This window comes from Sphingomonas sp. OK281 (genome assembly GCF_900115295.1).
GTDB lineage: Bacteria > Pseudomonadota > Alphaproteobacteria > Sphingomonadales > Sphingomonadaceae > Sphingomonas.
In genome coordinates this window covers 599,909-614,007 of the sequence record NZ_FOVZ01000002.1, presented here as the reverse complement: position 1 = coordinate 614,007, position 14,099 = coordinate 599,909, and the positions used below count along the sequence as shown (strand labels likewise).

General features: G+C 65.7%; 10 protein-coding genes. 7 read left to right on the top strand and 3 right to left on the bottom strand.

Annotated features, from left to right (window positions below):
- The first annotated feature begins 82 nt into the window (after positions 1-82).
- The 3 genes from BM244_RS08980 to BM244_RS08970 all read left to right on the top strand — a co-directional run bounded on the left by BM244_RS08980 (position 83) and on the right by BM244_RS08970 (position 4,318).
- Positions 83-1,105, top strand: a complete 1,023-nt coding sequence (locus BM244_RS08980) for an adenosine deaminase (RefSeq protein ID WP_093399058.1) — start codon at positions 83-85, stop codon at positions 1,103-1,105.
- Positions 1,102-2,082 carry a bile acid:sodium symporter family protein gene (locus BM244_RS08975; protein ID WP_093398591.1) on the top strand — a complete coding sequence of 327 codons (981 nt, stop codon included), beginning with the start codon at positions 1,102-1,104 and terminating at the stop codon, positions 2,080-2,082. The genes BM244_RS08980 and BM244_RS08975 overlap by 4 nt, the downstream gene beginning before the upstream one ends.
- 79 nt (positions 2,083-2,161) lie before the next feature.
- Entirely contained in the window at positions 2,162-4,318 is a 2,157-nt protein-coding gene (locus BM244_RS08970; protein ID WP_093398590.1) for a histidine kinase dimerization/phosphoacceptor domain -containing protein, read from the top strand.
- Here BM244_RS08970 and BM244_RS08965 read toward each other — a convergent pair whose 3' ends face one another.
- Entirely contained in the window at positions 4,319-6,598 is a 2,280-nt protein-coding gene (locus BM244_RS08965) for a TonB-dependent siderophore receptor (protein WP_175518140.1), read from the bottom strand.
- A gap of 98 nt (positions 6,599-6,696) precedes the next feature.
- Here BM244_RS08965 and BM244_RS08960 point away from each other — a divergent pair, with 98 nt between their 5' ends.
- The 4 genes from BM244_RS08960 (at position 6,697) to BM244_RS08945 (ending at position 10,312) form a co-directional block, all read left to right on the top strand.
- Positions 6,697-7,026: a hypothetical protein gene (locus BM244_RS08960; RefSeq protein ID WP_093398588.1), complete on the top strand. Its 330-nt coding sequence runs from the start codon at positions 6,697-6,699 to the stop codon at positions 7,024-7,026.
- On the top strand, positions 7,023-8,582 hold the full coding sequence (locus tag BM244_RS08955; RefSeq protein WP_093398587.1) for a PepSY-associated TM helix domain-containing protein: 1,560 nt from the start codon (positions 7,023-7,025) through the stop codon (positions 8,580-8,582). The genes BM244_RS08960 and BM244_RS08955 overlap by 4 nt, the downstream gene beginning before the upstream one ends.
- Positions 8,575-8,880, top strand: coding sequence for a DUF3325 family protein (locus BM244_RS08950; RefSeq protein WP_093398586.1), 306 nt, complete (start codon positions 8,575-8,577; stop codon positions 8,878-8,880). The genes BM244_RS08955 and BM244_RS08950 overlap by 8 nt, the downstream gene beginning before the upstream one ends.
- A gap of 85 nt (positions 8,881-8,965) precedes the next feature.
- The gene (locus BM244_RS08945) at positions 8,966-10,312 is read left to right on the top strand and encodes an amidohydrolase family protein (protein WP_093398585.1); all 1,347 of its coding nucleotides are present in this window, start codon (positions 8,966-8,968) and stop codon (positions 10,310-10,312) included.
- A 715-nt stretch (positions 10,313-11,027) separates the two neighbouring features.
- On the opposite strand, the gene BM244_RS08940 is transcribed toward BM244_RS08945, so the two are convergent.
- The gene (locus BM244_RS08940) at positions 11,028-12,596 is read right to left on the bottom strand and encodes a peptide chain release factor 3 (protein ID WP_093398584.1); all 1,569 of its coding nucleotides are present in this window, start codon (positions 12,594-12,596) and stop codon (positions 11,028-11,030) included.
- A gap of 341 nt (positions 12,597-12,937) precedes the next feature.
- On the bottom strand, positions 12,938-13,819 hold the full coding sequence (locus BM244_RS08935) for an aldose 1-epimerase family protein (RefSeq protein ID WP_093398583.1): 882 nt from the start codon (positions 13,817-13,819) through the stop codon (positions 12,938-12,940).
- Positions 13,820-14,099: the final 280 nt, after the last annotated feature.

The window sequence follows — 14,099 nt, the reverse complement described above, 5'->3', positions numbered from 1 at the left end:
CATGCAACGGCTTTCGCACTTGCGGTAGTGCGCGGCGGGCGGAATGGTTGCAGCCGACGCGACCCAAGCGACAGGACGGATCATGACCCCCTTCCCGAACGACGACTTCATCACGAACCTGCCCAAGGCCGAACTGCACCTCCATATCGAGGGCAGCCTGGAGCCCGAGCTCATGTTCGCGCTGGCCGAGCGCAACAAGGTCGCGATCCCGTTCAAGAGCGTCGAGGACGTCCGCGCCGCGTACAGCTTCACTAATCTCCAGACCTTCCTCGACATCTATTATGCCAGCGCTGCGGTGCTCCAGACCGAGGAGGATTTCCGCGATCTGGCGGTCGCCTATTTCGACCGGGTCGCGCTGGACGGCGTGGTCCACGCCGAGATCTTCTTCGACCCGCAGACGCATACGCATCGCGGCATACCCTTCGATGTGGTCGCGCGCGGCCTGTTCGCGGGGATCGACGAGGCGCAGGCCAAGCACGGCATGTCGGTCGGACTCATCATGAGTTTCCTGCGCCACCTCGACGAGGAGGACGCGTTCAAGACGTTCGCGCAGGCGGAGCCGTGGCTCGACCAGTTCATCGGCGTCGGGCTCGATTCGTCCGAGGTCGGCCATCCGCCGTCAAAGTTCGCGCGCGTGTTCGCGGCGTCGGCGGATGCGGGACTGATGCTCTGCGCGCATGCCGGCGAGGAGGGCCCGCCCGCCTATATCCACGAGGCGCTCGACATCCTCCAGGTGGACCGCATCGACCACGGCAACCGCGCGCTGGAGGACCCGGCACTCGTCGCGCGGCTCGCGCGTGACGCGATGACGCTGACCGTGTGCCCCTTGTCGAACGTGGCGCTCCGCAACGTCGACCGACTGGAGAACCATCCGATCGACCGGATGCTCGATCTCGGCCTGCGCGCGACGATCCATTCGGACGATCCGGCGTATTTCGGTGGCTATATCGGCGAGAATTTCCGGCAGACGGCGCGCGCGAAAAACTTGTCTCGCGAGCAGGTCGTAACGCTCGCACGCAACAGCTTCCTCGGCAGTTTCCTCGACGACGAGACGCTCAGCGGCCACCTCGCGACGCTCGATGCGTATGTCAAAGCGCATCCATGATCGGACGGTTCCTGGCAGTCTTCGAGCCGTTCATCCTGCTGCTGCTCGGCACCGTCGTACTGGCGAGCCTGCTCCCGGCACGCGGCGAGATGGCGACGATCGTTGGTTACGCCGCCGATATCGGCATCGTCCTGCTGTTCTTCCTGCACGGCGCGAAACTGTCGCGTGACGCGATCTGGGCGGGCCTGCGCAACTGGAAGCTGCATCTGGTGGTGCTTGCCGTGACGTTCGTGGCGTTCCCGCTGTTCGGGCTGGGGCTGACCGCCTTGCCGTTCGTGACCGGGCCGCTCGCCGCCGGATTATTGTTCCTGACCTTGCTCCCTTCGACCGTCCAGTCGTCGATCGCCTTTACCGCGATCGCGCGCGGCAATGTCGCCGCGGCGGTGTGCAGCGCGTCGTTCTCGAACCTGCTTGGCATACTGATTACGCCAGCGCTGGTCGCGTTGCTGATGAACACATCCGGCAGCGCAGGATTTTCCGTCGAGAGCGTCGAGTCGATCGTGCTGCAACTGCTCGTGCCGTTCGTCGCCGGGCATCTTCTCCGGCCGTTGATCGGTGCGTGGGTAACGCGTAATAAGGCAGTGCTGACGGTGGTGGATCGGGGTTCGATCCTGCTGGTCGTCTACAGCGCGTTCGGGGCCGCGGTGGTCGAGGGCCTCTGGACCAAATTGTCGCTGGGTGACCTGATCCTTATCGGCCTGTTGTGCGCCGCGCTGCTCGCCTTCGTTCTCGCGCTCACCTTTGCGGTCGCGCGACTCATGAAGCTTCCCCGCGAGGATGCGATCGTGCTGCAATTCTGCGGGTCGAAGAAGAGCCTCGCGTCGGGCGTGCCCATGGCGGGCGTGCTGTTCCCGCCCGCGCAGGTCGGCGTGATCCTGTTGCCGCTCATGCTGTTCCACCAATTGCAATTGATCGCCTGCGCGGTGATCGCGCGGCGTTATGCCGCGTCAGCGCCCGTCGATACTGCCTCAGGTTAATACCGAAACCCGCTGCGGGTATTTGCTTTGTTCCGTTGGGACCGGCATGGTCGAGGCTCGATAGGAGAGTTTCGGGTCCATGAGCGCGTCGAGCGATACTGCCGGTTCCGCCAAGGACGTGGGGCTGGACCTGAATGCGTGCGACCGCGAGCCGATCCACATCCCGGGTGCGATCCAGCCGCACGGCCTGCTGCTCGTCGCCGATGCCGCCAGTCTCACCATCGTTGCGGGAGCAGGCGACCTCGAAGGACGTCTAACCCCCGACTGGCTCGGTCGTGACCTCTCGACATTGCTCGCACAGGACGTCGTGGCGATATTCGCTGCCAACGACACGGTCGCCGGAGTCGCCCTTGCCGGCCAGCCGGTGGCAGGACTGACCGAGCGTTTCGATGTCACCCTTCACCGTAGCCCTGAGCACGTGCTGGTCGAACTCGAACCCGTCGAAGCGGAGCCGGTCACTGCGGCCGGCATGCTCGGTCGGCTCAACGCAATGGCGATGACGTTCGAGCGCGCGAGCAATCTCCAGGCGTTGTGCGAGCGGGCAGCGACCGCGTTCCGGCAATTGACGGGGTTCGACCGCGTCATGGTCTATCGCTTCCTCGACGACGAGGCGGGCCGCGTGATGGCCGAGGACAAGGTGACGGGGCTCGGCACGTTCCTCAACCACCATTTCCCCGCGTCGGACATTCCGAAACAGGCGCGCGCGCTGTACGTGCGCAACCGGACGCGGACGATCCCGACGATCGATTACGTACCTGCGGTGCTGCGCCCGGCCGGGTTCGAGACGCTCGACCTGAGCGATGTCGCGCTGCGCAGCGTGTCGCCGATCCATCTGCGGTATCTCGCCAACATGGGCGTGGCGGCGTCGGCGTCGATTTCGATCGTCAAGGACGGGCTGCTCTGGGGCCTGATCGCGTGTCATCACGGCACGCCGAAGGGTCTGACTCCCGACATCCGTGCGGCGTCCGCGACCTTGGCAGGCGGTCTTGCACGCCAGATTCGGGCGAAGGAGGAAGCGGAGACGTACCGCGAACGGCTGCGGCTGCGTGCGGCCGAAGATGCGATACTGCCCAAGCTGGCTGCCGAACCGGCACCGCGTAGCATCGTCACGGCATTGCGCGACGAGTTGCGCAAGCTGATGGACGGCGACGGCTTCGCGTTCGTCCAGGGCCATATCGTCGATACCGATGGCGCCTGTCCATCCAACGACGATATCCTCGATCTTGCCGCCTGGGCGCGGACGCGAGGCGGGATCGATCCGTTCGCGACGCACGAATTGCCGTCGCTGTTTCCCCGTGCCGAATCCTATCGCGCGCAGGCAAGCGGCTTGCTCGCGCTGGCCCTGGTCGACGAGGGCGCGATCCTGTTGTGGTTTCGTGCCGAACAGATCGAAGAGGTCGAATGGGCCGGCAATCCGCACAAGGCGGTGTCGGTCGATCCGAACGCGATGCTGACCCCGCGCACGTCGTTCGAATCCTGGACGCAGGCGGTCAGCGGTCGCTCGCGGCGCTGGACTCGCGAGGAGATCGAGGCCGCGCACCGCCTGCGCCGCGCATTCCACGACGCGCATATCAACCAGCGCCTGCGCCTACTCAACGCCGACCTGCAACGGACGCTCGCCGACAAGGATGCGTTGATCGCGCAGAAAGACGTCCTGATGAAGGAGGTCAACCACCGCGTGCAGAACAGCCTGCAACTGGTCGCGGCGTTCCTGTCGTTGCAGGCGAAGTCGTCCGACGACGCGAAGGTGAAGGAGCATCTCGCCGAGGCGCAGGCGAGGCTTGCCGCGGTCGCGCTGGTGCATCGCCGGCTGTACCGCGACGACCAGGTCGAGTCGGTCGACCTTTCGCGCTATATCGAGGAACTCGCCGGCGACATGAAGACGTCGCTCGGCGACGATTGGGCGGGTCAGATGACGCTCGATCTCGCGCCCGTGCTCGTCGCCACCGATCGCGCGGTGAACATCGGGCTGGTACTGACCGAACTCGTCATCAATGCGAGCAAATATGCGTATCGCGGCGATGCCGGCCCGATCCACATCGTGCTCGAGCAACATCGCAACCGGCTGCGCCTGATCGTCGCGGACCACGGCGTCGGCAAATCGGGCACGCGGATCGGCTTCGGCAGCCGGATGATGACTGCTATCGTCGCCGGGCTGTCGGGCACGATCGAACAGGACGACAACATGCCCGGCCTGCGCGTGATCCTGACGGCGCCGGTCGACGACGTCCGCTGATCACCAGTTGAAGCGGAGCGATCCGACGACGGTGCGCGAGGCGCCGAAGTAACAGCTGTTGACGAAGAAACAGCTCGCGATGTGGCGTTTGTCGAACAGGTTGGCGACGTTCGCGGTCAGGCTCAGGCCCTTGAGCGACTCGTCGAACTTGCCGAGATCGTAGCCGAGCACCGCATCGACCAGCACATAGCCCGGCGACTGGAACCGGGTGGTGAGCGTCTGGTTCGCCGCCACGCGGGTCGCGGTGCCGTCGGACTTGCCGACATACCGCACGCCGCCGCCGATGTTGAACCCGGACAGCGCACCGCCACCGGTGCGTGACAGGTCGTAGTTGACGAAGCTCGATGCGCTCCATTTCGCGATGCCGAGCGGCTTGGTGCCGGTGACGCCGCTGAGCTGGTCGCCGGTGCCGACGACCGGCGTGCCCTGCGTGACTTCGGGGACGGTATAGGTGCCCGCGACCGTGACGGTCAGGCCCGGCGTGATCTCCCCTCGACCGTCGAGTTCGATGCCCCGTACCGCGACTTCGCCGATCTGGATCGAGAAGTTCGGGTTGGCGGGATCGGTCGTCGGCACGTTCTGGCGGCGCAAGTCGAAAGCGGAGAGCGTGAACAACGCGTTGGTGCCGCGTGGCTGGTACTTCAGTCCAGCCTCGTACTGGCGCCCGGTGACAGGCACGAACGATGCGCCGTCGAAGCCGGTGCCGGTCTGCGGCTCGAAGCTCTCCGAATAGCTGACGAACGGCGCGAGGCCGAACCTGGTCTCGTACAGCGCGCCGAGGCGGCCGGTGAACGCGGTCTGGTGGAGCCGCGTCACGCCACTCGCCGTCCCTGCCGCGGCGTTGCGGTTCACCGTCGTCTGGTCGTACCAGTCGTAGCGGCCGCTCGCGATCAGTTGCAGTGCGCCGATCGCGATCTGATCCTGCACATAGGCGCCGACCTGGTCGATCTTGCGGAAGCTGCGCGTCTGGGTGAGCGGGAAGTTCGGCTGCACGCCGCCATAGACGGGCGCGAACAGGTTCAGGTTCGGGATGCTCGTCGCCGGATTGGTGGTGACGCCGGTGTTGAATTGCTGGTCGTTGTTACCCTGGTTGTTCTGCCAGTCGACGCCCGCGAGCAGCGTGTGCTGCAACGGCCCGGTCGCGAACTTGGCGGTCGCGTGGTTGTCGATCGTGATCGTCCGGAACGATTCATCCGACCCGCCGCCGCCGCGCACGATCGTCGAGAAATCGGTGTTGCGATTGGCGCCCGTACCGGTGGTCGCGAACGCGGAGAGGTATATCTGGCGATAATGGAGGTCGACGTCGAGGTAACGCGCGCTGGTCGCCCAGCTCAGCTTGTCGTTGAAGTCGTGGCGGAACAGCACAGTGGCCGATTTCTGCTTGCGATCGAATGCCTCGTACGCCGGCTCGCTCACGTTGAAGTCGGTCGCGAACTGGCCGAGCGGATTGGCGAGCGCGGAGCCATAGACGGGCACGCCGCTGTATGACGCAGATTCCGGATCGCGCTGGTAGTTGAGGATCAGCGTCACGCTGGTCGCGTCGTCGGGCGCGAAGGTCAGCATCGGCCGCGCGTAATAGCGCCGGTTGCCGGTCATCGCGACGAACCCGTCCGACCGCTCCGCGCCGGCGATGACGCGGAACAGCCATTTGTGGTCCTTGTCGAGCGGCTGGTTCACGTCGATCGCCGACCGCAACAGGTCGAAGTTGCCGCCCGCCAGCTCGATGCGACCGCCGGCTTCGGCATACGGGACCTTGCTGGTGAGGTTGACCAGTCCGCCCGGCGTCGAGTTGCCGTAGAGGACCGAGGCCGGGCCCTTGATGACGTCGACGCGCTCGACGAGGTGGAAGTCGATCTGCGGCGTGGCATAGACGCCGCCGAGCAGTCGCATCCCGTCCATATACTGGCCGGGCGCAAAGCCGCGGACGTACAACTGGTCGTAGCGCGTAGCGACGTTGCCGCGCTGGTTGGGCGAGACACCCGCGACATAGCCGAGCGCCTGGTTGATCGACAGCGCGTTGCGGAGCGTCAGTTCCTTTTCGTCGATGCTGGTGATGACCTGCGGCGTGCGGATCAGCGGCGTCTCGGTCTTGGTGCCGGTGCTGCCGGTCTTGCGGATACGCTCGCCGTTGACGACGATCTCGTCCTTGCGCGTCTGGATATCGTCGTCCGTCGGCGCAAGGTCGACCGCGTCAACGACTGCCGGGGCAGGCACACGCTCGGCCGCGAATGCCGGCACTGCGATGCTGCCCAACGCCGTTCCCAACAGCATCCCGACCATGAAACGTCCTCGCATAAGCGATACCCATTTTGATATTGATAATGACTCGCAAAGTCCGCTAAAGGCGGTTTGGAAGCGCGGCAAGGAAAAATGACAGAATGTTCATGCATGGCCGGATCCTGAAAGCCGGCCCTTCTCCCTCGGGCCGAAAGGTGCGCCCGCTCGTCTGGACCATGGCGCTGCGGAGCGTGACGGCGCTGATCGGCGGCTATGTCGCGGCAGCGGTACTGGCGACTCTGCTCGCTCGCCTTCTCCCCATCGCGCGGGTCGAAGCTACGAGCTGGGGCATGATCCTGTCGTTTCCGATTTATGCCGGCATCGCCTTGTGGTGCTTCCACGAACACCGGCTCTCGCGGGTAACAGCGACAGTGTGGGGCATCACGATCATCGGCGGCGGCCTGCTATGGCTACTCGGCGTTCGCCCATGACTTCCGCCGTCAGAACCACGCTGCGCCAGAGCATGGCGTGGATTCACGGCTGGCTGGGGCTGCTTGCGGGATGGATCCTGTTCGCGATGTTCCTGACCGGGACGGCGAGCTATTTCCGGCCCGAGATCACACAGTGGATGCAGCCGGAATTCCGCGCGACGCCGGTATCGACGACGCACGCCGCCCAGACTGCGGTGGCGCATCTGCAACGCGTCGGCGCGGATGACATCCAGTGGTTCATCTATCTTCCCGATGCGCGGACCGCGGTCACGCGGATCTTCGAACAGCGCAAGCCGGACCCCAACGCCGCGAAACGCCGTGCACCCGAGATCGTGCTCGATCCGGCGACCGGCGATGTCGTGCACGCCCGAGAGACCCGCGGCGGCGAGCATTTCTATCGCTTCCATTTCCAGCTTCAATTGCCGCATCCCTGGGGACGCTGGCTCGCTGGGCTGTGCGCGATGTTCATGCTCGGCGCGATCGTGTCGGGCGTCATCACGCACAAGCGCATCTTCGCCGACTTCTTCACGCTGCGCTGGAACAAGGGGCAGCGTAGCTGGCTCGACGCGCACAACGTCTCGGCGGTGCTGGCGCTGCCGTATCACGCGATGATCACCTACACCGGGCTGATCACGCTGGTGGCGATGTACATGCCGTGGCCGATCGTCGCGAACTACGCCAAGCCCGCCGATTTCGCACAGGCGGCATTCGGCACGCCGACCGAGCGCGAGGCGACGGGTACGCCGGCTCCGCTAGCGGCGATCGGCCCGCTGGTCGCGGATGCGGAGCGGCGTTTCGGTGCGTCCGTGGCGACGGTCGTGGTGCGCAACCCAAACGACGCCGCGAGCACCGTCACGCTGTACCGCCATTCGAGCGCCTCGCTCAACGGGCGTGGGCCGTCCGTCACCTACGCCGGCAACGATGGACGGTTCCTGGAGGGTGCCGCCGATGTCGGACCCGCGCTCGCCACGGCAGGCGTGATGCTCGGGCTGCACGTCGCCCAGTTCGCGGGCCCTGCGTTGCGCTGGGCGTATTTCGTGCTGGGGCTGACCGGCGCGGCGATGGTCGGGACCGGACTGCTGCTGTGGACCGCCAAGCGTCGCAAGCCGGGCGCGGTGCCGTTCTTCGGACTGAAGCTGGTCGAGCGGCTGAACATCGGCGTCATCGCTGGCCTGCCGATCGGGATGGCAGCGTATCTCCTCTCCAACCGCCTGATCCCGGCCGACGCCGCGAACCGTGCCGACGCCGAAGTCGCGACGATGTTCTGGGTGTGGGGCGGCGTCGCGCTTCTCCAATTGCTGCGACCCGCACGCCGCGCGTGGACCGAGGGGTTCACGATCGGCGCGCTCGCGTTCGCGGCGATCCCGGTGGCCGATACGCTCACCACATCACGCGGCTTGCCCGGATCGATCCTGTCCGGCGACACGCTGTTCGCGGCGTTCGACTTCTCCATGCTTGCGGTCGCCGCCCTGCTCGCGCTCGGCGCGTGGCGCTCCGCCCGGAGCAAACCAGTCGCAAAGATCCGCAAACCCCTCTCGGAGACCGTTCATGCTTGAGGCCACGATGTTGTGCTTCTTCGGCTGGCTGCTGCTCGCGGCGACCGCATTCAAGTACCGGCGGGACCTCGGGATCGTCACCCCCTCCGCGATCCGCGCACTGCGCCTCGTCGCGGCGCTCGTGCTCGCGGTGGCGCTGTTCCACTGTGGCGCGCCGCTGACCGGGGAGCGGTTCGTGCGGTTCCTCGGCGCAGCGTCGATTGCCGGGGTCACGCTCGTGATGCTCCTATCGTTCAAGCCGGTCGAGACGATGCAGCCGGTGCGGATCGCACTGAAGGCCGTACGCGCGCGGCGCTGACGACACGGCGCGGAACGGGCGTGATCCGGTGACGTTTCGGGGAGGTGGCGTCCTGTCGGCGCATCCTCCCGGGAAGGACACTAGCATGCGTCGAACCGAAATCTCCGCTCGTCTCTGCACCATCGTCGTCGCGGCATCGGCGCTCTCCGTAGGGTCCGCCACCGCGCAGACGGTTGCGCTGACCGGTGCCCGGTTGATCGACGGCCGCGGCGGCGCACCGGTGGACGATGCGACCATCGTGATCGCGAACGGGCGGATCGTCGCGGCCGGGAAGGTCGCGGTGCCGGCCGGTGCAGAACGGCGCGACTATCGGGGGCGCACCGTGATGCCCGGCCTCGTCTCGGACCACAGCCATGTCGGACAGGTGAGCGGCACGGACACGGGCGCAAGGAACTACACGCGCGCCAATATCGTCGCACAGCTCGCCCAGTATCGCCGCTACGGCGTGACGACGGTGACGGCACTGGGCAACAACGGTCCGGCGTTCGTCGGGATACGCGCCGACGCGCATGCCGGACGGATCGACGGGGCCGACTTGTTCGGCGTGATGCAGGGGATCGGCGTCCCCAATGGTGCGCCACCGCAGGCGATGCTCAAGATCGGGCCCGACCAGCTGTTCCGGCCTTCGACGCCTGACGAGGCGCGCAAGGCCGTGGCGATGATGGCCGCCGAGAAGACCGATCTCGTCAAGCTGTGGCTGGACGATTTCGGCGGCAGCGTGCCCGCCAAGATGAGCCCGGCCATCTACCGTGCGGTGATCGCCGAGGCTCACGCGCGCGGGCTGCGGGTCGCCGCGCATATCCACGATCTCGCGGATGCGGAGGCGATCGTCGCGGCGGGTGCGGACATCATCGCGCACGGTATCCGCGACATGGCGGTGACTCCCGCGTTTACCGCGACGCTGAAGGCGAAGGGCATCTGGTATATTCCGACGCTGCAGCTCGACGAGGCGACGTTCGCCTGGGCCGATCGCGCACCGTGGACGCAGACGCCGTTCGCCCGCGCGGCGCTATCGCCTGCCCTCGCCCACCAGGTCGACGATCCGGCGTGGCGCGCGAAGATTCTGGCGGATCCGAAGACCGCCGATGCGCGGAAATCGCTGGCGATGAACCTACGCAACCTGAAGACGCTGTACGACGCTGGCGTGAAGATCGGGTTCGGCACCGACAGCGGCGCGAGCGCGGTGCGCGTGCCAGGCATCGCCGAACACCGTGAACTCGCCCTCATGGTCGAGGCGGGACTGACGCCGATGCAGGCGCTGCGCGTTGCCACGGCGGAAGGTGCAAAATTGCTCGCACTCCATGACCGCGGTATCGTCGCACCGGGGATGCGCGCGGACCTGCTCGTGGTGGACGGCGATCCATCGCAGGCGATCGCCGATGCCGACAAGATCGTGGAGACTTGGGTCGTAGGGCACGCGGCGTCGTTTTGACGCCACCTATCGGTCAGTCCTTCGGGATGGGCGTAGTCGTTCGCAGCAGGCCAGGGCGCGCTAAGTGCTTGTTCGGCTTGCTCGACGACGTTCCGGCAGACGCCGGAGACATAACACTGTTTCTATCTGGATCCGCGACTCCAATGATTAAGTCGAATTAACCTTGCTCAAGACTGTTGGTACTGTGCGAGATGCCGCACGTACATCATGCGTGAAGGCGTATTTCGCGTTTTTACTTAAGCTCTCCAAGCAACAAATACACGAAAATGCTCGATTGAGCCGATGTTAATGGTTTCCATTCAACATCTTGCGCCTCATTTTACGCAGAAACATGAAAAACAACGTTTCGCACCCGATATGATGCTAGTGTAGGCACCGCACTGCGGAGCTTAGTGATGACACCCCAAGTTTTAGTACCAGTTCTCCTGCTCGCCACGCTGTCGATCTGGGCGTGGCGAAAACAGCGGAGACTGACGCGACTGAAGCGTTATGGCAGGCGTTCACAGCCCATCTACGTACGGACGCGGCGGGACGGCTGGTTCAAGTCGCTATTGAGTGGGAAGGGTTCGAAGCGGATGTCCGAGCGGGTTCATCAACGCGTACAGACCCGGACCGACCAGACGTTGTAAACCCGTCCAGGCAGTACCCGATCACCCGATGACAAGACAGCGCATAGCAGGTGCCGACCACATAGTGGGATCGGCACTGTGCAGGACTACCGCTCGCGCGTGGCGGCGAAGCGGATCTTCGCATAGCGCTCGGCGATATAGTTCACTTCCCATGCACTCTTCGCAAGGAAGACGGGGTTGCCGTCGCGGTCCTTGGCCATCGCGCCGCGATTGATCTCGGCGAAGGTCTTTAGTTCGAGCGGGTCTTCCGCCGTGATCCAGCGCGCGGTCTCGTAGGGAGCGGGTTCGAGCCCGGCCGCGACCTTGTACTCCGCGTCGAGGCGCGAGAGCAGCACCTCGAGCTGGAGTTGGCCTACCACGCCGATGATCCAGTTCGAGCCGATGTCGGGGTAGAACACCTGCGTCACCCCCTCCTCAGCCATGTCGTCCAAGGCCTTGCGCAACTGCTTGGTCTTGGTGAAGTCCTTGAGCACGACGCGGCGCAGGATTTCTGGCGCGAAGTTCGGCAGGCCGGTGAAGCGGATCGTGGCCTTCTCGCTGAGCGTGTCGCCGACCCGCAGCGTGCCGTGGTTGGGGATGCCGATGATGTCGCCGGGGAACGCCTCGTCCGCCAGCTCGCGGTTTTGCGCGAAGAACAGGATCGGCGAATGGACTGCGATCGGCTTGCCGTGGCCAGTGGGCGTAAGCTTCATGCCGCGCTTGAACACGCCCGAGCACAACCGCATGAACGCGATGCGGTCGCGGTGGTTGGGGTCCATGTTCGCCTGCACCTTGAACACGAAGCCGGTGACTTCGGGCTCGTCCGGCGAGACGGGCGCAGGCTCGGCGGGCTGCGCGCGCGGTGGCGGGGCATAGTCGGCGAGCGCGGCGATCAGTTCGGCGACACCGAAGTCCTTGAGGGCCGAGCCGAAATACACCGGCGTCAAATTGCCCGCGCGATAGGCCTCGGGGTCGAAGCTCGAATAGCCGCCCTGTGCGAGTTCGGCTTCGTCGTTCAGGCGGACCATCGCTTCGGGGCTGAGGATCTTGGCGAGTTCGGGATCGTCGATGCCGGTGAACGGGATCGCCTTGCCCATGAACTCGCGGCTGTCGCCTTCGGGGCGGCTCAGCGTGTTGGCGTAGAGATCGTAGACGCCCTCGAACTCGCCGCCCATGCCGACCGGCCAACTCATCGGGCAGACGTCGAGCTGGAGCATCTCGGCCACCTCGTCGAGCAGCGAGAACGGATCGCGGCCCTCGCGGTCGACCTTGTTGACGAAGGTGATGATCGGCACGTTGCGCAGGCGGCAGACCTCGAACAGTTTCCGCGTCTGCGGCTCGATGCCCTTGGCGGCGTCGATCACCATGACCGCCGAGTCGACCGCCGTAAGCGTGCGGTAGGTGTCCTCGGAGAAGTCTTCGTGGCCCGGCGTGTCGAGCAGGTTGAAGGTGATCCCCTGGCGCTCGAACGTCATCACCGACGAGGTGACCGAGATCCCGCGCTGTTGCTCGATCTTCATCCAGTCGGAGCGGGCGCGGCGGGTCTGGCCGCGCGCCTTCACCTCGCCGGCGAGATGGATCGCACCGCCGAAGTAGAGGAGCTTCTCGGTCAACGTGGTCTTGCCGGCGTCGGGATGCGAGATGATCGCGAAAGTGCGGCGGGGAAATTGGGTCATGGCGAGGGTCCGGTGCGCCGAGTCTGGGCTCGGAAGGTAAGGAAGTTCAGGCTACGTGCCGCTCGCAATCCCCTTCCCGCGCGGGACGCGGCGGGATCGGGAGGAGGAGGCATGCAGCGATCATCGCGTGCTATTGGCAGATGCGGGGCGTGTAGGACAGAGGGGGCTTGGAGCGGGGTGCTGTTGCTGTGCGGCAGGAGCGCCTCTGCTCCCCAAACGCAACGCTCTCCCCTCCCTGGAAGGGAGGGGTTGGGGGTGGGTAGGTCAGCTTTGGTCGCAACCGTGCCGTGATGCGGAAACCGACCCACCCCCTGCCCCTCCCTTTCAGGGAGGGGGGTTCGTCAGTGCTCCTGGACCAGCGTCACGCTCATTTCGATGCGCTTCGTACCGCCGACGGGGATCTCGAACACACCGGGTTTGTCGCGGTAGTCGCCGGTATAGCCCTCGGTGTCGGCGATGCCGTGCCAGGGTTCGACGCAGACATAGGCCGCGCCGGGCTTGGTCCAGATGCCGAGCTTGGGCGTGTCGGGGAAGGCGATCTTCAACTGCGGGCCGGTGTTGGCGCCGTAGGTGACCGCGTCGGAATGGATCGGGTCCCAGACCAGCGCATCCTTGGCGAACAGCTCGTCGCGCAGGGCGATGACGCGGTCCTCGACCGGCGAGGGGCGCTCGTCGACCGCGATCTGGCCGTCGGGGCTGATCGCCTTGAGCTTGCCGGGTTCGTCGGCGTCGAACGTGATGCGGTGGTCTGTGCGGGGTTCGCCGTAGGGGAGTGGCCACGCGAAGGCGGGGTGGAAGCCGAAGCTTGCCGGCATTGCAGCGTCGGTGCGGTTGTGGATGTGCGCCTCAAGCGTCAGCGTCGCGCCGTCCAACGTGAAGACGATGTCGAGTGCGAACGCGAACGGGTAGGCCTTCCGGGTTTCCTCGCTGTCGGTGAGGCGGAAGGTGGCGGAGCTTTCCGACTGCGCGACGACGTCGAACGTCGAATGGCGGGCGAAGCCGTGCTTCTGCATCGGGTAGGCCTGGCCGTCGAGGTGGATGACGCCTTCGTTGACGACCCCGACGACGGGGAAAAGGATCGGGGCGTGACCGGTCCAGAAGGCCGGGTCGGCGTTGGTCATCAGCTCGCGGCCATCGGCGTCGTGGAGGTGGGTGAGTTCGGCCCCGTGCGGGTTGATCTGCGCGGTGAGGTGGTCGTTGGCGATCGTGATCAGGTCGGTCATGAGGTTCCTTCCGTGAGCTTCAAACGCGCGAGGCCGCGTAACGCTCACCCCACCCTACCCCACCCCGGCGAAGGCCGGGGCCCAATTGGGAAACGTCGCCAACTGCGGGCATCGCTCCGTTACGACGGCCTTGCCACTTGGGCCCCGGCCTTCGCCGGGGTGGAGCTAGGGTACATGGCCCGTGCCCTCACCCTCGCCGCCTTTGGCGTCTCTCCCTCTCCCCTCGGGGGAGAGGGAAGGGGCCCGCGGCTGCTTGGCCGTGGGAAGGGTGAGGGCACGC